This window comes from Rummeliibacillus sp. TYF005, from assembly GCF_003844195.1.
GTDB lineage: Bacteria > Bacillota > Bacilli > Bacillales_A > Planococcaceae > Rummeliibacillus.
Genome location: NZ_ML122589.1, coordinates 1 through 17224 on the forward strand (window position 1 = coordinate 1; position 17224 = coordinate 17224).

Annotated in this window: 17 protein-coding genes, 1 pseudogene and 3 riboswitches; of the genes and pseudogenes, 15 read left to right on the top strand and 3 right to left on the bottom strand. The window is 34.6% G+C overall.

Going from position 1 to position 17224, the window contains the following annotated elements; genetic code table 11:
- Window positions 1-168: 168 nt before the first annotated feature.
- Both CW357_RS16075 and CW357_RS16080 read left to right on the top strand, forming a co-directional pair.
- The gene (locus CW357_RS16075; protein WP_124218589.1) at window positions 169-648 is read left to right on the top strand and encodes a GNAT family N-acetyltransferase; all 480 of its coding nucleotides are present in this window, start codon (window positions 169-171) and stop codon (window positions 646-648) included.
- A 23-nt stretch (window positions 649-671) separates the two neighbouring features.
- Window positions 672-1553, top strand: a complete 882-nt coding sequence (locus CW357_RS16080; protein ID WP_124218590.1) for a LysR family transcriptional regulator — start codon at window positions 672-674, stop codon at window positions 1551-1553.
- A 49-nt stretch (window positions 1554-1602) separates the two neighbouring features.
- Here CW357_RS16080 and CW357_RS16085 read toward each other — a convergent pair whose 3' ends face one another.
- On the bottom strand, window positions 1603-2355 hold the full coding sequence (locus CW357_RS16085) for a class I SAM-dependent methyltransferase (protein ID WP_124218591.1): 753 nt from the start codon (window positions 2353-2355) through the stop codon (window positions 1603-1605).
- 149 nt (window positions 2356-2504) lie between these two features.
- Window positions 2505-2602, top strand: a riboswitch (TPP riboswitch).
- Window positions 2603-2659: 57 nt separating this feature from the next.
- Window positions 2660-2757, top strand: a riboswitch (TPP riboswitch).
- A 63-nt stretch (window positions 2758-2820) separates the two neighbouring features.
- Between CW357_RS16085 and tenA the strand changes: the two genes are divergently transcribed.
- The 4 genes from tenA to thiE are packed head-to-tail and all read left to right on the top strand — an operon-like array spanning window position 2821 to window position 5680.
- On the top strand, window positions 2821-3504 hold the full coding sequence (gene tenA, locus CW357_RS16090) for a thiaminase II (protein WP_119416105.1): 684 nt from the start codon (window positions 2821-2823) through the stop codon (window positions 3502-3504).
- Window positions 3491-4240: a hydroxyethylthiazole kinase gene (thiM, locus tag CW357_RS16095; protein WP_119416106.1), complete on the top strand. Its 750-nt coding sequence runs from the start codon at window positions 3491-3493 to the stop codon at window positions 4238-4240. The genes tenA and thiM overlap by 14 nt, the downstream gene beginning before the upstream one ends.
- Window positions 4240-5064, top strand: coding sequence for a bifunctional hydroxymethylpyrimidine kinase/phosphomethylpyrimidine kinase (gene thiD, locus CW357_RS16100; protein WP_124218592.1), 825 nt, complete (start codon window positions 4240-4242; stop codon window positions 5062-5064). The genes thiM and thiD overlap by 1 nt, the downstream gene beginning before the upstream one ends.
- Window positions 5051-5680, top strand: a complete 630-nt coding sequence (thiE, locus tag CW357_RS16105) for a thiamine phosphate synthase (protein ID WP_119416107.1) — start codon at window positions 5051-5053, stop codon at window positions 5678-5680. The genes thiD and thiE overlap by 14 nt, the downstream gene beginning before the upstream one ends.
- Before the next feature lie 88 nt (window positions 5681-5768).
- On the opposite strand, the gene CW357_RS16110 is transcribed toward thiE, so the two are convergent.
- Both CW357_RS16110 and CW357_RS16115 read right to left on the bottom strand, forming a co-directional pair.
- Entirely contained in the window at window positions 5769-6932 is a 1164-nt protein-coding gene (locus CW357_RS16110) for a phenylacetate--CoA ligase family protein (RefSeq protein ID WP_119416108.1), read from the bottom strand.
- A gap of 46 nt (window positions 6933-6978) precedes the next feature.
- Window positions 6979-8049 (bottom strand): methyl-accepting chemotaxis protein, encoded by a 1071-nt coding sequence (locus tag CW357_RS16115; protein ID WP_124218593.1) that lies wholly within the window; start codon window positions 8047-8049, stop codon window positions 6979-6981.
- Window positions 8050-8426: 377 nt separating this feature from the next.
- Here CW357_RS16115 and cstA point away from each other — a divergent pair, with 377 nt between their 5' ends.
- The 9 genes and pseudogenes from cstA to CW357_RS16160 all read left to right on the top strand — a co-directional run.
- Entirely contained in the window at window positions 8427-10232 is a 1806-nt protein-coding gene (gene cstA / locus CW357_RS16120; protein ID WP_124218594.1) for a carbon starvation protein CstA, read from the top strand.
- A gap of 175 nt (window positions 10233-10407) precedes the next feature.
- Window positions 10408-10755 carry a DoxX family protein gene (locus CW357_RS16125; RefSeq protein ID WP_124218595.1) on the top strand — a complete coding sequence of 116 codons (348 nt, stop codon included), beginning with the start codon at window positions 10408-10410 and terminating at the stop codon, window positions 10753-10755.
- 264 nt (window positions 10756-11019) lie between these two features.
- A complete protein-coding gene (locus CW357_RS16130; RefSeq protein ID WP_119416112.1) occupies window positions 11020-11496 on the top strand; it encodes a DinB family protein in 477 nt (158 codons plus the stop codon).
- A gap of 192 nt (window positions 11497-11688) precedes the next feature.
- Window positions 11689-12576 carry a hypothetical protein gene (locus CW357_RS16135; protein WP_124218596.1) on the top strand — a complete coding sequence of 296 codons (888 nt, stop codon included), beginning with the start codon at window positions 11689-11691 and terminating at the stop codon, window positions 12574-12576.
- A gap of 214 nt (window positions 12577-12790) precedes the next feature.
- Window positions 12791-13180, top strand: a complete 390-nt coding sequence (locus tag CW357_RS16140) for a nuclear transport factor 2 family protein (protein ID WP_119416114.1) — start codon at window positions 12791-12793, stop codon at window positions 13178-13180.
- Window positions 13170-13670, top strand: a complete 501-nt coding sequence (locus CW357_RS16145; RefSeq protein WP_119416115.1) for a GNAT family N-acetyltransferase — start codon at window positions 13170-13172, stop codon at window positions 13668-13670. The genes CW357_RS16140 and CW357_RS16145 overlap by 11 nt, the downstream gene beginning before the upstream one ends.
- Window positions 13671-13688: 18 nt before the next feature.
- Window positions 13689-14234 carry a histidine phosphatase family protein gene (locus tag CW357_RS16150; RefSeq protein ID WP_124218597.1) on the top strand — a complete coding sequence of 182 codons (546 nt, stop codon included), beginning with the start codon at window positions 13689-13691 and terminating at the stop codon, window positions 14232-14234.
- Between the two features lie 100 nt (window positions 14235-14334).
- Entirely contained in the window at window positions 14335-15042 is a 708-nt protein-coding gene (locus CW357_RS16155; protein ID WP_119416117.1) for a YjjG family noncanonical pyrimidine nucleotidase, read from the top strand.
- Between the two features lie 244 nt (window positions 15043-15286).
- Window positions 15287-15432: riboswitch (cyclic di-AMP (ydaO/yuaA leader) on the top strand.
- Window positions 15433-15551: 119 nt separating this feature from the next.
- Window positions 15552-17192 (top strand): annotated as a pseudogene (locus CW357_RS16160) (APC family permease); the annotation flags it as partial.
- Window positions 17193-17224: the final 32 nt, after the last annotated feature.

Here is a 17224-nt window from a genome sequence, read left to right on the forward strand (position 1 = left end):
ACTAAAAAACGCAAGTTTTTCAGTGCCCTCCCTATTAAAGGAGTCATTTTTTACCCTTAAAAATCATGATTATATTTCTCTCAGAATAAATAATATTTAGTTCCTCTTTTAATAAGGAGTTTGTTACAATTGAATAGACATAATATTCTAATAAAAGGAATAATGATAATGAAAATTACATCGCTCCAATTATACCCGAAGCAAAAAGTAGTCCATTTCTTTATGCAACATTGGGGGACTACTGAAATAGTTATTTCATCGGGGATATATGATTGTAGCCAATTAGATGGATTTGTTTCGATTAATGATCAACAAGAAATCATTGGACTCATCACATATATTATTCGAGATGAAGAATGCGAAATTATTTCATTAGATAGCATCGAAGAAAGTCGTGGAATTGGTACAAAACTTGTCCAAGAAGTAGAAAAAGTAGCTCTAAAAAAGGGTTGCAAACAAGTTATATTAATAACAACAAACGATAACTTAAATGCACTAAAGTTTTACCAAAAAAGAGGATATCACTTAACGAAAGTCTTGCCAAACGCAGTAGAAATAGCAAGAACATACAAACCGGAGATACCGTTGATAGGATATGATGGTATTCCAATTAGAGATGAAATTAAGCTTCAAAAAACACTTGTTTAAATACAGTTGATGGGAGGTTGCGCATGAATACAGAATGGTTAAGAACATTTTTAGTGGCAGCCAAAACAGAAAATTTCGGGGAAACTGCTGAAAAACGTTTTTTAACACAATCTACTGTGACAAAACACATTCATCATTTGGAGAAAGAACTAAATACACCGTTATTTGAACGAAAAGGTAAAATAGTACGTTTAAATATGGCTGGTGCCCATTTCTACATCAAAGCACAAAAATTAGTTGACATGCTTGATGAAACGCTAAGGAGTACACAAGCTTTTTTAGATGGTTATACGTCTCATCTAACAGTTGGTGCAGCCCCGCAGATTGCTAACTCAACATTACCAAAGATTATCGAGCATTTTAATGCCAATAAACCACATATTCAGATTTCGCTTGAATTATTAAATTCTAATCAGATAGGAGAAGCTGTTTACCGTGGTGTAGTAGATGTCGGTCTATCTAAAATAATACCTATACGAGAATTGCAAATTGAAATGATTGCAGATGAAGCTATTCAATTAGTGAGCTCACCCTCTAAAAGTGAAGTAGAGGCAACTGAATTATTGAAAAATGAGACCATTTTAACCCATGAATATGCACCATACTGGGAAGACATTCAGCATGTGCTTACAGGCAAATTTCCTTCACATAAAAGTATGCAAGTTAATCAAACTGAAGTTATAAAAAATTTTGTTAAGCAGGGACTGGGAATTGCATTTTTACCACAAAGTGTTGTGCAAAAAGAAGGAGAAGAAGGCATACTAAGGATTCAATCCTTAAACTTATTTCAGCAGATTACTTCGCAAACTTATTTTATTTCTAAATACATATCTAGTGATATTCAAGCTTTTTTAGAAAGTAGCAAAGCTATTTATAGTGCATTAACAGATTCTATAAACTGTTGAAGTTCAATATAAAAGGCATTCCACATTAATTGAAATGCCTTTCCTTTGTCTATTTAACTGCAACAAAACGGAGCCTCCAATAATCAGCAATCCAAGTATGTTCTTTATATAACTGAGGCTTTAAAATTTCTTCGCATAATTGAATAACATTCTGTTTTTGAGTATTAGATAAATGTTGAAAAATATTATTACTAAACATTTGCAACCAATTTCTGATCCCTTCATCTCCAATAAGCTGGGTTGGGCGTTCGTATAATGTCATCATCTTCACTTGGAAGCCTTCCCGTTCTAATAATTTACTATATTCCTCAGCTGTAGGAAAGTACCAAGGAAAGTAATCTTCAATATACGCATAACCCAATTCATTCATACTTTGTTTAATCGCATTTACAATTGAAGAGATATTTCCTTTCCCACCCATTTCAGCAACAAAACGGCCATTTGACTTTAAAGCATCATAAACATTTTGTACAACGATTTCAGGTTGTTTGATCCAATGTAATGCGGCATTAGAGAATACCGCATCAAATTGATGATGTACGTTAATTTGAGTAGCATCATTTACAGAAAATTGTAATTGTGGATATTTTGTTTGTGCTTGATGAATCATTGTTTCTGATGCATCGATGCCATGTACTAAGGCTCCTTGATTTGCAATTTTGTTAGCTAAATCTCCTGTACCACAGCCTAAATCTAAGATATTTTCACCTCTCTGTGGTGCTAACAATTCGACTAAACCTCCGCCAAATTTTGAAATAAAATTGTGCTTTTGATCATATAAAACTGCATTCCATTCACTCATTTGATCATCTCCTTTTAATGAGCTTAACAGAGAATTTGAAAGTAGAGATATGATTGATAAAGGAAGTATTGATTCCAAAATGGAATAGTAAGAGTAGGTAAATTTATCCTTGAGTAGCTAATTCATAAATGCTACGATAAAAGTAACTTAAATATTTGCAGGGGGACACTTTTGTGTTGAGAAGGTAAAACCTGACCCTTGGAACCTGGCAGTTAACACTGACGTAGGGAGCAAAGTACATTCAAAGAAATTTTGTACAGTAGCTCTCCATAATTTGGAGAGTTTTTTTGTACCCAAAACAAATATTTATGTGCGGGGGGACACTTTTGTGTTGAGAAGGTAAAACCTGACCCTTGGAACCTGACAGTTAATACTGACGTAGGGAGCAACGTAACACTTTAAGTCTCTATGTCCATTCATGGAGACTTTTTTGCGTCTACGTCCAACTACTAAGGAGGACTTAGAATGACATTTTGTGAAGAAGTGAGAAAAGAAACAAATTTGTATTGGGAAGGAAGTTTTGAGCATCCGTTTGTAAAAGGATTGGTTAATGGGACGCTGCCAATTGGAAAATTCAAATTTTATATGATGCAGGATGCTTATTATTTAAAAAATTACACAAAAGTACTGGCTATTGCCGCATCAAAAGCAACGGCGAATGAAGATATTAACTATTTCCTAGAAACAGCCAGTTTTATCAATGCAGCTGAGCTTGAATTACATCGAACAGTTTTTCAAGAGCTCGGGTGTACAGAAAAAGAATTAGAAGAATTTGAACCTGCTCCAGCTGCATATAATTATGTAAGTCATATGTATAATGCAGCCCATAATGGTGATGTTGCAGAAGCATTCGCAGCAATGTTGCCGTGTCCTTGGCTGTATCAAGAAATCGGAGAAAAGTATAAAAATGCGAAACCCGGTGTCAAATTGTATGAAGAATGGATTGCTATGTACAGTTCCCCAGATTATAAAGAAAAAATTGAATTGCAAAAGTCGATGATGAATCGCTTTGCAGAAGAGCAACCTGAAAAAGTAGCACGATTAAAATCGCATTTTAAAAAAAGCTGTTATTATGAATGGAAGTTCTGGGAGATGCCTTGGACATTTGAAGATTGGAAAGGTGAAGTGACTAGCTATGAGTTTATCTAAAATTCGAATGACTAATCCTCTTATTCACTGCATGACGAATTATGTAGTAGCAAATTTTACTGCTAATGGGTTGCTAGCAATTGGTGCTTCACCGGTTATGGCAGATGAATCGTCAGAGGTAGAAGAAATGGTATCCAATGCATCTGCGTTATTGCTTAATATTGGAACGATTAACAATCGTACTAGGAAAGCAATGATACTTGCAGGGCGTAAGGCAAATAGTAGACAGATACCTGTTGTACTTGATCCTGTTGGTGTTGGTGCCACGGCATATCGAAAACAAACCGTTCAAGATTTATTGGTAGCAGTGCAAGTCGATTTAATCCGCTGTAATGCTGGGGAATTAGCAACAATTGCAGGTGTAGAGTGGCATGCGAAAGGTGTAGACAGTGGTGAAGGGGAAATTGATATTGAACAAGTGGCAAAACAAGTAGCGAGTCGATATCACTGTTTAGTTATTATAACAGGACCTTCAGATATATTAACAGATGGTGAAGAAGTGAGAAGTGTTACAGGTGGTCATCTATTGATGACACAAGTGACAGGAACAGGATGCTTACTTAGTTCCATTTGTGCGGCTGCTTTAGCAGTAGAGGGAGATAAGATGACAATTCTTCATGATGTGTTAAAAGATTATAAGGTAGTTGCAGAACGTGCTGCATCTGCGAATTTACTAGGATCTTTTCAAATAGAAGTGATTAATGGATTACACGATATATCTAGAGGTGATCAATGATGGATATTGTAATGACCATAGCAGGTTCTGATAGTAGTGGTGGTGCTGGTATTCAAGCTGACTTAAAAACCTTTCAAGAACTAGGTGTTTTCGGCACATCTGCTATTACTGCTTTAACTGCTCAAAATACATTGGGGGTAGAAGGTATTTTCCCTACATCATCTGTTTTTGTTAAACAACAAATTGATAGTGTGATGAAGGATCTACCAGTAAAGACAGTTAAAACAGGTATGTTGTTTTCTGCTGAAATTATAGAAGTTGTTGCTGAAAGTTTAAAAGATAAAGATATTCATCTCGTGGTTGACCCAGTAATGATTGCCAAAGGAGGAGCATCTCTTCTTCAATTAGATGCCGTTGAAGCATTGAAAAACAAATTACTTCCACTTGCTACTGTTTTAACGCCCAATATTCCTGAAGCAGAAGTAATCAGTGGAATTACAATTGGAACACCCACAGATATTAAAAAGGCAGCCGATATTATATTGGATATGGGCGTTTCATGTGTTGTGATGAAGGGTGGACATTTAGAGGGAGAAGCTGCAATCGATAGAGTGTACTTTCGTGATGGTACAACATTTTCTATGCAAACAAAGCGAATTGAAACTAGACAAACACATGGAACAGGGTGCACTTTTTCATCTGCAATAGCGGCATTCTTAGGACAAGGGTTAAATTTACGTGAAGTTATTATCGAGGCAAAGAAATTTGTACAATTAGCAATTCAGAACCCTTTAAATATTGGTCATGGTCATGGTCCTACCAATCATTTTTCTTATAAAATTGCACAAGGGGTTTGTGAGGTGAAAATCGTTGAATCGAACTGATTTAGCTACCTATTTTATCATGGGAACAACAAACTGTAACCGTGCTCCACTTAGAGTTCTAGAGGAATCATTAAAGGCAGGAATAACTTTTTTTCAATTGAGAGAGAAAGGGAAGAATGCATTAAAAGGTATTGAGCTAGAAGATTTTGCAATAGCTTGTCAAACTCTTTGTAAAGAATACAATGTACCTTTTATCATCAATGATGACGTGGAACTAGCATTGAAGATTGACGCAGATGGTGTTCATGTAGGACAGGATGATACTGCACTAGAAGTAATTCGAACAAAATTCAAGGGTAAGATTGTTGGTGTATCCGTTCATACAGAACAAGAAATGAACAATGCTGTAAATGGTGGTGCGGATTATGTAGGGATTGGTCCAATATTTGAAACAAAGTCAAAATCAGATGCCAAAAAACCTTCAGGTGTAAGTTTTCTACATCATGCAAGAACCCTGTATCCAGAGTTTCCGATTGTTGCAATTGGTGGTATAACTGAACAAAATGCATCACAAGTTATACAAGCTGGAGCCGATGGTGTTGCTGTTATATCGGCAATTTGCAATAGTAAAAACATAAATGAAACTATAGAATCATTTAAATCATTCTCTAAATAATTTTAATAAAAAAAGGTAACTTATCGTCTGAAATTGGAAGATAAGTTACCTTTATTAGAATAATCAGTGAGTAACACAAAGTTTATGATCAATATTCAATGTAGGAGTATTTACCAAATGCCGGTTTCTCAGTTAATGTTTCAATTGGTATAATATCTTGTAATTCGATAGAAACATTAACTCCAAGTAAAGTAGATAGTTCTTTTTGTATTGATTTACTATCGATTTCTATTAAATATTGTGAAATAAAAACAATTGAACCATTTTCAATCCTCATTTTCCACATAAATGGAACTTGACTAAGAGAGTATACTGCTTCTTGAATGTCGTACAATTTTATCTCTTTTGTATTAATTGTTATTGCGTCATCCTTACGACCATAATGAACAAGAATATCGTTTTTATCGCCACAACTACAGTTGTTTGCTTTACGAATTTCTACTAGATCATTATTATAATATCGAAGAAGAGGCATACCTTCTCTACCAGAAGATAGTACGCAATTACCAATTGTGTTTGGTTGTACTAGATCTCCATTATCATCTACAACTTCAACTTTTACTTGAGGATGGTTAATGTGATAATGTCCATTTTGGCAAGTTACAAATAATCCCCCTGTTTCTGTACTACCGAACAATAAATAGACTGGAATACCCCATAATTTTTCAATGTATTTTTTTCTGGCAGGAGAAACTACTTCTCCACCTAAAACAAGTGCTCTTAAACCTTGAATAGGATATTGTTGCCCCATTTGTTTTCCGGTTTGATAAAGTTTTACTGCTTCAGTTGGGCCCAATGCTAAAATAGAGGGCGAAGTTCTATTTATTATTTCGATTACTCTTTTAAGGGGAGTTGCTTTACTCCATTGGTCGACCCCAATATGTCCTGCTTTGACTTTATTTGCTGCCCAGTACAAGATAAAAGCTGGTAATGCTACTGCGAACGGAAATCGGTTTAAAATAAGATCATTTTCGGTTAACTTGAGATCCGAACGTATTAATACATCTGCCTCTTGTTTTACATCATTATGACTGAACCAACTTGGTGTTGGTGTTCCAGTAGTTCCACTCGTTTCGTGATATGTAGAGATGTCTCGTTGGTTAACACCAAGGACGTCTTGTGGACTTACATTTCTTAAATCATTCTTAGTGGTAAAGGGAATGCTATTCCAGTTTTCTAAATCTATACTATCTAATTTTTTTTGATAAAATTTAGACTTTAATGCTTTCTCTATAAAGAACTTATTATTCATAGTGAAATCCCCCTAAATAACAATCTAATTTGAAAAGCGAAACAAACTAATCGATATTATCTTTTTTAGTTAAATATTCTTGAATAGTCGAATGGAGTTCTTCTATCATATTTCCACCGCTCAGCTGAACCTTTTTTGTGAAATCTACAGTTTTAGTAATTTCTTCAGACCCTGCAGCTAGTTGTTGGATTGCTGCTGAAACGTCGGTGATTTGATTTGATACTTCCACAATTTCACTTTGAATAGTGCTAAAGGTATGCTTAATATCATTTGCACCTTGCACGCCATATTTTACTTTTTCTCTACCTTCTTCGATCAAGTCCACAGATTTTCCAACATTCATCTGAATAGATGAAACGATATCTATTATCTGATTGGAAGAATATTTCACTTCTTCTGACAATTTGCGAACTTCATCTGCTACAATGGCAAATCCATGTCCGTGCTCACCTGCTCGAGCTGCTTCAATGGCTGCATTTAATGCTAATAGATTAGTTTGACTAGAGATATCTGTTATCGTATTAACAATTTTTCCAATATCATTAGAGAATTTTGATAAATCCGTAAGAACATTTGATACGTTTTCAACAGATTCATTAATGGCATTCATTTGGTTTAGAACGATATCAAGTGATTCAAATCCTTTTGTGGTAGCCTCATTTGTTGATTGCGAAGTGCTTGCAACTGCTTCTGTACTTGTTGCAATTTGTTCTATACCATCTGAAATACTAATCATTAATTCGGTGCTTTTTTCTACATTTTGTGATTGAATGTTTGCACCATCCATAATCTTTTCTGTTAATGTACTTAGTTTTTTGAATTTATCTCTAAATTCATCTGTGGCTACCTTTTCCTTTGAAGAAGAATCTGTAGTTATTGTTTCAATTGCTGCCGATAACTCTGATGGTGTATCAATGGATTCAATAATAGTTTCTTTTTCTGTTGTTACAATATCTCTTATTCTAAAGAAAAGAAGCAAGGAGATTGCAATCGAAGAAACCATTGAAAGTAAGATCAACAAATGAAATCCATAAGTTAGAGCATTAGCAAGTAATAACCCATTAGGGACAATGATAAGTAACAAACAAATTACATAAATATTCTTTTTCCAATTCAAGTATAATAGCTCCTTTCTTAAAATCTTTATTTAAACCATATCTTGTTTATCGGTCAAAACTCCTATTATTTTTATGGGTAAAAATAATTATTGTATAGGAAAATATGATTATAATTAAGATAAATTAATACCTTTATACTACTTTGAAGAGGAGATTAAAATAAATTAGTTTTTTCAAAGAATTTTGTGTCATATGGAATATAAATTCCTTTTTAGGATATTTAATTTTAGAAATGTAATTTTGATAGAGTATTTAAATAATCCTTTATTTATCATATATAACTGTTATATAATAGTTTCATTCTAAGTATTCTATATTTTCAAATAATTAGAATGCTATATAAATTAATGTTTTTAGTTTAAGGGGGATGAGGGAAATGAATGCGGTTTCAGTTGTTATTGGTTCAATTTGTATTTTAGTAATTACTTATCGTCTTTATGGATACTTTTTTACGAATAAGGTTTTAAAAATCAACGAATCAGAACCAACACCTGCGCATGAATTGGAAGATGGTAAAGACTATGTTCCAACAAACAAATGGGTAACATTTGGACATCATTTTGCTGCAATTGCTGCCGCAGGTCCGCTAGTAGGCCCTATTTTAGCTGCACAGTTTGGTTATCTGCCAGGATTGCTTTGGTTATTAATAGGGGCAGTAATAGGTGGAGCTGTCCATGATGCAGTAGTATTGTTTGCTTCGATGAAGAAAAAGGGGAAATCTTTATCGGAAGTGGCTAAAGAGGAACTTGGTCCTGTAGCAGGTTTTTGTACAGGTTTAGCCATGCTATTTATTATCACAATTACAATGGCAGGTTTATCAATGGTTGTATTAAATGCACTTGTCCATAATCCTTGGGGAACATTTGCTGTAGGGATTACGATTCCAATTGCTATGCTTGTTGGTATTGCCTATAAGAAGACAGGAAATTTAGTGGCTACTTCAACAATAGGCTTTATTTTATTAATGATTGGTGTATTTATGGGACCTTATATTAAGGATACAGCCCTAGGCGAATTCTTAAACTTTGATATGAAAACGCTCGCAATTATTTTACCTGTTTATGCGTTTTTTGCTGCAGCACTTCCAGTATGGTTGCTATTAGCGCCTCGTGATTATTTAAGTAGTTTCATGAAAATTGGTGTATTTATTGCATTAATCATCGGTGTATTCTTTGTAAATCCGATGATTCAATTCCCAGCTGTTACGGACTTTATCCATGGTGGAGGACCTGTTATCGCAGGCCCAGTGTGGCCATTTGTTTCCATTACAATTGCGTGTGGGGCAATTTCTGGTTTCCATGCATTTGTTGGATCAGGTACAACACCTAAAATGATTAATAAATGGGAAGATATTAGAGCCGTCGGTTTTGGCGCTATGCTTGTAGAATGTTTGGTAGGCATTATGGCGTTAATCGCAGCAACTGCTTTAATGCCTGGTGATTATTTTGCGATTAACTCAACACCAGAAGTGTTTAAAACATTAGGTATGCAAACAGTGCATTTACCTGAACTGTCACAAGAAATTGGTATGGATTTAGAAGGTAGAACAGGTGGTGCAGTTACGTTAGCTGTCGGGATGAGCTATATTTTTGCTAAGATTCCTTGGTTCTATGATTTAGCAGCTTATTTCTATCAATTTGTCATAATGTTCGAAGCAGTATTTATCTTAACTGCAATTGATGCAGGTACTCGTGTAGCTCGTTATTTAATCCAAGATTTCTTTGGCGATGTGTATAAGCCTTTAAAACGTGTAGATTGGTTACCAGGCTCAATTTTTGCTAGTGCTCTAGCTTGTTTCATATGGGGGTATTTATTGTATTCAGGCGATATTAGTTCGATTTGGGTCCTATTCGGTGTATCAAACCAACTAATGGCATCTATTGGTCTTGTAATCGGAACAACCGTTGTCTTAAAAATTGCCGATAAACGTTGGTATGCACTAACTTGTTTAGTTCCTTTAGCTTACTTATATGTAACAGTAAACTATGCAGGATTCTGGATGATCAAAAATGTCTACTGGAATAGTGCAGCTACTGGGTATAAACCGTTAAATGGTATTTTATCGGTTATTATGTTAGCTCTTGGCCTGATCGTCGTAATTCTTGCTATTAAAAAATGGGCAGAATTATGGAAGAGTCCTAGATTTAAAAAGATTAATAAGCCTCGAACAAAAGCGGCTTAATCTATACTGAATAGTAATAGCATTCTAACTTAATCAGTTAGTGTGCTTTTATTTTTTCAAATCTATGTTTTTAAGAAGTTCTACTTCTAAACTCTATCCATCGATACTATAAATAGTAGTATAGAAAATTTGTGATAGAGGAGGAGTTGCTATTTTAAAGAAATCTCTTGTTGCGTTGATTCAGTTCTTACTTTCAATTGCTTTTATGTATTTTGGTTATTTAAAACTAACCGCTCATCCTATGCATGTAGAGAATTTCACTGAGGTGTATGGCTATGGAAAGACTATTATGTATTGTATAGGAGCAATTGAAGTAACATCTGGTATAGGGTTATTAATTGGTTTTATGAAAAAAGGTTTTGTTCCTATTTCAAGTGGAGCATTGGCTGTTGTAATGGTCGGTGCGATTACTACACATTTAAAGGTAGGACAAGGTATTGAAGTTGCTATGAAGCCCTTTATATTTTTTGTATTAAGCGTAGTTATATTTTTGGTATCAACTAGTGAAAGCGATGAAGACTAATTTTGATAGAAGAGTTACTAGAAAAGAAAAGCTTTAATAAAGGGCTATCTAATTGAAGATGGCCTATTTATATTTAGAAGTTTTTATTTTGAACTAAACACTTTTTACATAGCAAGACAAATATATTAGAGTGTTAAATAATAGTTACAATCATCTGGAAAAATAACAGGGGTTAGTAAATATGATAAAACGCTTTATAATTGCATGCATTTATGCGCTTCGATATGATTAAAATGATAATCATAATATGGAGGTATCACCTAAATGTATCGAAAAATAGAAGATTTTTTAGAAGATTGGACAGCTTCTTCAGATGGCACATTAAAAGTCATTAAAGCTATTACAAATGACAAAATGAATCAAGCGATTGTTGAAGGACATAATACACTTGGTTGGTTAGCATGGCATTTAGTAGGTGTAGGGGCTGCATTTGGGCATTTAGCAGAACTTCAAGTACCTGGACCAGGCCGCAGTCAAGAAATTCCAACAGATATTGCTGAAATCGTGGACGCTTATGAACAACTTTCAGAAGCCTTCAAAAAAGAAGTAGCAAAACTAACAGATGCTGACCTTTTAGAAGAAGTAAGTGGTTTTGGGGGTCCTATATTACGCGGGAAACTTTTAAACAAACTGATCGAACATCAAACACATCATCGTGGACAAATGACTGTATTACTTCGACAAGCTGGATTACCTGTACCAGGTGTCATGGGACCAACGAAAGAAATGCAACAACAATAATTAGTTAAAGAATAGATAGGAGGGGTTACCACAATAAGGTAGCCCTTTTTTCTTTATATGGAAGTTTTTGTTTTATATATTTGTTACGTGCTTGTCATTTAATTTTAATTTTCCTGCCATTTACATAATTTACGGTTATATATAATAAAATAAGGACCTGTCATAAAAAAGATTGTTAAAGAGGTGCAAACTATGAAATATTCAAAACAGCTGGTTAGCTGCATAATAGCAACGTGTTTGTTAAGTGCTTGCTCAGCGAATGCTGAAAAAGGTACAAGCAATAGTGATACGAATAGTGAGTCAACTGTACAAGTTGATACCAATTCGCAAACTACTGAAGAAAAGACCAACACAGATGATGAAAATGAACAACAACAGACTTCTGAAATTAAAAAAACAACAGATGATACAACAACTTCAAGTACAAATAATTCATCTGTTACAAACAAAGAAGATCAAACAAAAATGATCGAAACAATAAAAAAAGAAGTAAAAACGTCAGGATTACCAGTCGAACTTCCAACCATACTACCTTTGAAGGACGGAAAATATTTAAGCGCAACAACAAAAGCTGGAAAGAATAACTATTCAATTGTGTTCTATGAAAGTGATAAAAACGTTAAAATAAATGATCCATCCTTAAGAAAAGCTCCTAAAAAATCAATAATAGCAAAATATAAAGTCATAAAATACATTGACTTAAATAAAGCAAATACAGAAATTTCCTATGAAGACTTTAGCAAGGTAGGTGGCCAAAAGGTGAATCTTGGCCATCAAATTATTGGATATCAAGATGCAGGGGCTGGAGCGCTATGGACTAGTTGGAATGAAGGCCGCTGGGCACTTGCAACACATACAAGAGCGACAAAGCCAGAACAAGGGCTCGAACTAGCGAAGAAAGCAGTAGAATTTTTAGAAACAAATACTTTGCCGGTTCCAAAGCCAAATGGTTCGATTCATTTAGATGCCATAAAATCAACTGAAAATAATGTGAAATGGCAAAATAACAACATTGTGTTTTCAGTAGAAAAAGTACAAGACCCGATTGATGCTTTAAAGATTGCTACATCGGTGAAATAGAATATTACCTTTGAAGATGAGGCTACCTTCCTGGGGGCCTCATTTTTTATTTAATGGTGAAAAGGAAATACCCATTCAAAAAAGAAACAAATATCGATCAAAATATTCTAATCCATAAGAAGTCTACCATCCATGTCTAAAAAGAATATATTTATATTCAAACATATTTCACTATGTTATAATTTTCTAAAAATTCAAAAGGATTGTGACCGATATGACAATTCCTGATTTAAAAGAACATCTTCAACTACTAGAAGAAAATCTACTAACAGATGAAGTGCGTTTAGATCCACTTAAGTTAAAAAAATATCTAGCAGAGGATTTTTTTGAGTTCGGAAGCTCAGGGCATATTTGGCATATGCAAAGCTATCTTGGAGAAAATGGAGCAGGTATAATTGATGCTTCCATTGCAAACTTCAGCATACATCCACTATCAGAGGATATTGTATTAGTAACATACCTTCTGGAAAATAGAACCCGTCACAATTATTCTCTACGTAGTTCCATTTGGAAGATTTTTGATGGGGTATGGAAAATGGTTTTCCATCAAGGAACGGTTAAAGCAGATAGCCAAATAACAAGGGGGGATTACATTGACTGTTAGATTATTAACAGAAAAAGATGCTCAAGCCTATCGTGACTTAAGGTTAGAAGCATTGCAAAAGAATCCTGAAGCTTTTGCGGCAATTTTTGAAGATGAACAAAAAAATCCATTAGAATACTATCAAAAAAGGTTGAAAAGAAATGAGTTTTGGACTTATGGCTATTTTGTTCAGAACGAATTAGTTGGTATTGTTACCTTACTAAGAGAACAAGGTCCAAAACTACATCACCGTTCATCAATTGTAGCGATGTATGTTACAGAAAAGGTGCGTAAAAGGGGTATTGGAAAAGAATTAATGCAAGCTGCTATAGAGCAAGCAAAGAAAATTGATGGAATTGAACAAATCTATCTATCTGTTGTCACAACAAATATTTCCGCAATTGCTCTATATCAAGCATTAGATTTTGAAATATATGGTACAGAAAAAAGAGCACTGAAAACAGTTGATGGAACTTATTGGGACGAATATCATATGGTTTTATTTCTATAACAAGGGGAAAGGAACTAAATGACTACTATTTATTTTGTTCGACATGCACATTCAATCTACACACCTGATGAATTGAAAAGGCCACTTTCAAAACAGGGATTATGTGATGCGGATAGATTAACTAAGATGTTAACAAAAAAGGAAATCGATTTAGTTATAGCTAGTCCATATAAACGAGCAATTCAAACAGTTGAAGGTATCGCAAGGGCAAATGGAAAAGAAGTTATGATCAATCAAGCATTTCGTGAACGACTACTGTCTTCTGAACCTGTAGATGACTTTCATCAAGCGATTTCAAAAGTATGGAGTAATCCAGCCTTTGTATGGCCAGGAGGAGAATCCAACATCGATGCTCAGAGACGGGGAGTACATGCAACATTAGAAGTATTAAAACAATATGAAGGGAAAAGGATCGTAGTAGGTACCCATGGTAATTTGATGGTACTCATTATGCAATATTTTGATCGTCGTTTTGACTTTTCCTTTTGGCAACAGCTTGCAATGCCCGATGTTTATCGGCTTGAGTTTATAGGACAAGAATTAAAATCAGTAAAAAGAATATGAAAGGTAAATTAAAAAGATTACAGTCTACTCCAATACAATAACGATTCAATGTTATTTCCCTTTTATTTCTGTTATAACTATTAGTATTGGGGGAATGACTATGAGCAAGTACAAAACATTATTATTTGATATAGATGATACTTTACTAGATTTTTCTTCAGCTGAAGATGAGGCTTTACATCGTCTCTTTGCCGAAAATGGTTTAAGTTTAACAGACGAAGTAGAGAACCGATATAAAGAAATTAATGGAGGTTTGTGGGCAGCATTTGAACGGGGAGAAGTTTCTCGAGAAGAGATTGTAGACACGCGCTTTGAACGCCTGTTTAACGCTTATGGTAAGAGGGCTGATGGTAAAAGATTAGGTTCTCGCTATCAACAATTTTTAGCAGAAAATCACGATTTGATAGAGGGAGCATCTGAGTTAATCCAGAGTCTTGCTTCCGAATTTGATTTGTATATTGTGACAAACGGTGTCTCAAAAACTCAATATAAACGTTTACATGAATCAGGTCTTTATTCGTTTTTCAGAGATATATTTGTTTCAGAAGACACAGGTTATCAAAAACCAATGAAGGAATACTTTGATTATGTATTTTCACATATTACATCAATTGATCAATCTTCGACTTTAATTATTGGTGATTCACTTTCTTCAGATATAAAGGGAGGTTTAAATGCTGGTATTGATACATGTTGGTTTAACCCAAAACATAAGGTGAATCTTACACAAGATCAACCAATGTATGAAATTGAACATTTAGCAGAATTGCATAAAATATTACAAAGACAAACTACATCCACTCAGTAAATCAAAAGTGCATCATCAAAAATTGATGCACCTTTTTGATAAATAACATAAAGAAATATTTCTGACATATGTCGAGGAGAATTTTGAGTGGCTTTGTCAGTTGATGTTTTAGAACTCATGAAATAAGACAGTAAATAGATACTTCTTGAAAAATAATCTTAAATGCCTAGTAAATTTTTGTCTTACAGTATTTACTTTTTCAAAAAATGAGAGTAGTATAACTTCACAATTTAAAAAGTTTCATATTTCTAAATCGCTGAAGTAAATACGCGGGGGAACCAATTTTGGGGTGTATGATATACATCCTTGGGGTGAATCCTTTATATAGGTAGGGCTACTTCGAGGCCCGAATCCGACAGCTAACCTCGTAAGCGTTATAGGAGAAGAAAAATGGAGCTTGCTAGACAAACATCTATGTCTACAAGTCTGTTTTGTTATGACTTGTAGGCTTTTTTCTTTTTCTTTCAGCTAGAAATACGAAACACATTCTAGTGAAGAAGGTGTTTTAGTTGAAATTATCATTGAAACGAATGTTAATAGGTAGACCTTTAAAGTCAACCGAACTAGGAGAACAAAAGTTAAACAAAACAAAAGCGCTTGCCATTTTGTCCTCTGATGCGTTGTCTTCAGTTGCCTATGGTCCTGAGCAAATATTGATTGTCTTAATGACTTTAGGTGCTGCAGCTTTTTGGTACTCTATTCCAATAGCATTTTTGGTCATCATACTGTTAGTTGCTCTTATACTATCGTATAGACAAGTGATTTTTGCATATCCACATGGTGGTGGAGCTTATGTCGTATCAAAGGAAAATTTAGGAGTAAATGCGGGCCTTATAGCCGGTGCTTCACTTTTAGTGGACTATATTTTAACAGTAGCTGTTAGTGTTTCAGCAGGTACAGATGCGATTACATCAGCATTTCCAGAGCTACATGCATATAGTGTAGAGATGTCAGTTCTATTTGTACTCATCTTAACCATTATTAATTTACGAGGAATTACTGAATCTGCATCTGTTTTAGCTTATCCTGTCTACTTGTTCGTTGCATCATTGCTTATATTAATCGTTGTTGGAATATATAAAATTGCTACAGGTCAGGTATCTCCAGATCTTCATGCATCGATTGGAACTCCTGTGGCTGGTATTAGTTTGTTTATCTTGTTAAAAGCTTTTGCTTCAGGAAGTTCTGCTTTGACTGGGGTAGAAGCAATATCAAATGCTATTCCAAATTTTAAAGAACCTGCACCGCAAAATGCATCTAAAACTTTAATGGCAATGGGTGGATTATTAGCGATACTATTTTCTGGAATTGTCTTTCTTGCCTATTATATGGGGATTAGTCCAAGTTCGACTGAAACTGTAGTATCCCAAATAGCAAAAGAAAGTTTTGGTCGTACAGTTTTCTATTTTGTTATTCAAGGAATGACAGCGCTCATCTTAGTACTCGCAGCAAATACTGGATACTCTGCTTTTCCATTACTTGCCGTTAACCTATCAAAAGATAAGTATATTCCTAGAATGTTTCAAGTTCGTGGCGACCGTTTAGGTTATTCAAATGGAATCATTTTCTTAGGTGTCTTTGCTGTCATCCTTATATTAATGACACAAGGATCAACAGAACAGCTCATTCCATTGTATGCTGTAGGGGTTTTTATTCCGTTTACATTAGCGCAAACAGGAATGATGGTGAAGTGGTGGAAGGAAAAACCAAAGGGCTGGATTGGAAGATTTATCATTAATACAGTCGGAGCCTTTATCTCTTTTGTTGTAGCTATGATTTTCTTTATCACTAAATTTGATCATGTTTGGCCAGTTCTAATCTTTTTACCAACACTTATTTTCGTTTTTCATCGAATTAAAAATCACTATACCTTAGTAGGTGAACAACTTCGAGTTGACCAATTGAATAAAGTGCTTCCTAAAATTGAGGGGAATGTAGTTTTAGTGCCAGTAGGTGGAATCAGTAAGGTAGTTGAACATTCAATAAGCTATGCAATGTTACTCCACCCAGAACATTTAATCGCAATATATGTAGCATTTGATAAAGAAGAGATGCACGCCTTTGAAGAAAAATGGGCACATAGATTTCCTGATGTGAAATTATTGACGTTGTATTCACCATATCGGAGTCTAATATCACCATTAACAAAAGTAATGGCTCTTTGTAAATAGTTGGGGTGGGG

What these genes read in the sequence shown, in the direction of transcription:
- CW357_RS16080 (WP_124218590.1), top strand. Translation starts at nt 672, where the DNA reads ATGAATACAGAATGGTTAAGAACATTTTTAGTGGCAGCCAAAACAGAA.
- CW357_RS16110 (WP_119416108.1), bottom strand. Translation starts at nt 6,932, where the DNA reads ATGAATAATAAGTTCTTTATAGAGAAAGCATTAAAGTCTAAATTTTAT.
- tenA (WP_119416105.1), top strand. Translation starts at nt 2,821, where the DNA reads ATGACATTTTGTGAAGAAGTGAGAAAAGAAACAAATTTGTATTGGGAA.
- thiM (WP_119416106.1), top strand. Translation starts at nt 3,491, where the DNA reads ATGAGTTTATCTAAAATTCGAATGACTAATCCTCTTATTCACTGCATG.
- CW357_RS16150 (WP_124218597.1), top strand. Translation starts at nt 13,689, where the DNA reads ATGACTACTATTTATTTTGTTCGACATGCACATTCAATCTACACACCT.
- CW357_RS16130 (WP_119416112.1), top strand. Translation starts at nt 11,020, where the DNA reads ATGTATCGAAAAATAGAAGATTTTTTAGAAGATTGGACAGCTTCTTCA.
- cstA (WP_124218594.1), top strand. Translation starts at nt 8,427, where the DNA reads ATGAATGCGGTTTCAGTTGTTATTGGTTCAATTTGTATTTTAGTAATT.
- CW357_RS16135 (WP_124218596.1), top strand. Translation starts at nt 11,689, where the DNA reads ATGAAATATTCAAAACAGCTGGTTAGCTGCATAATAGCAACGTGTTTG.
- CW357_RS16140 (WP_119416114.1), top strand. Translation starts at nt 12,791, where the DNA reads ATGACAATTCCTGATTTAAAAGAACATCTTCAACTACTAGAAGAAAAT.
- thiD (WP_124218592.1), top strand. Translation starts at nt 4,240, where the DNA reads ATGGATATTGTAATGACCATAGCAGGTTCTGATAGTAGTGGTGGTGCT.
- CW357_RS16155 (WP_119416117.1), top strand. Translation starts at nt 14,335, where the DNA reads ATGAGCAAGTACAAAACATTATTATTTGATATAGATGATACTTTACTA.
- CW357_RS16075 (WP_124218589.1), top strand. Translation starts at nt 169, where the DNA reads ATGAAAATTACATCGCTCCAATTATACCCGAAGCAAAAAGTAGTCCAT.
- CW357_RS16085 (WP_124218591.1), bottom strand. Translation starts at nt 2,355, where the DNA reads ATGAGTGAATGGAATGCAGTTTTATATGATCAAAAGCACAATTTTATT.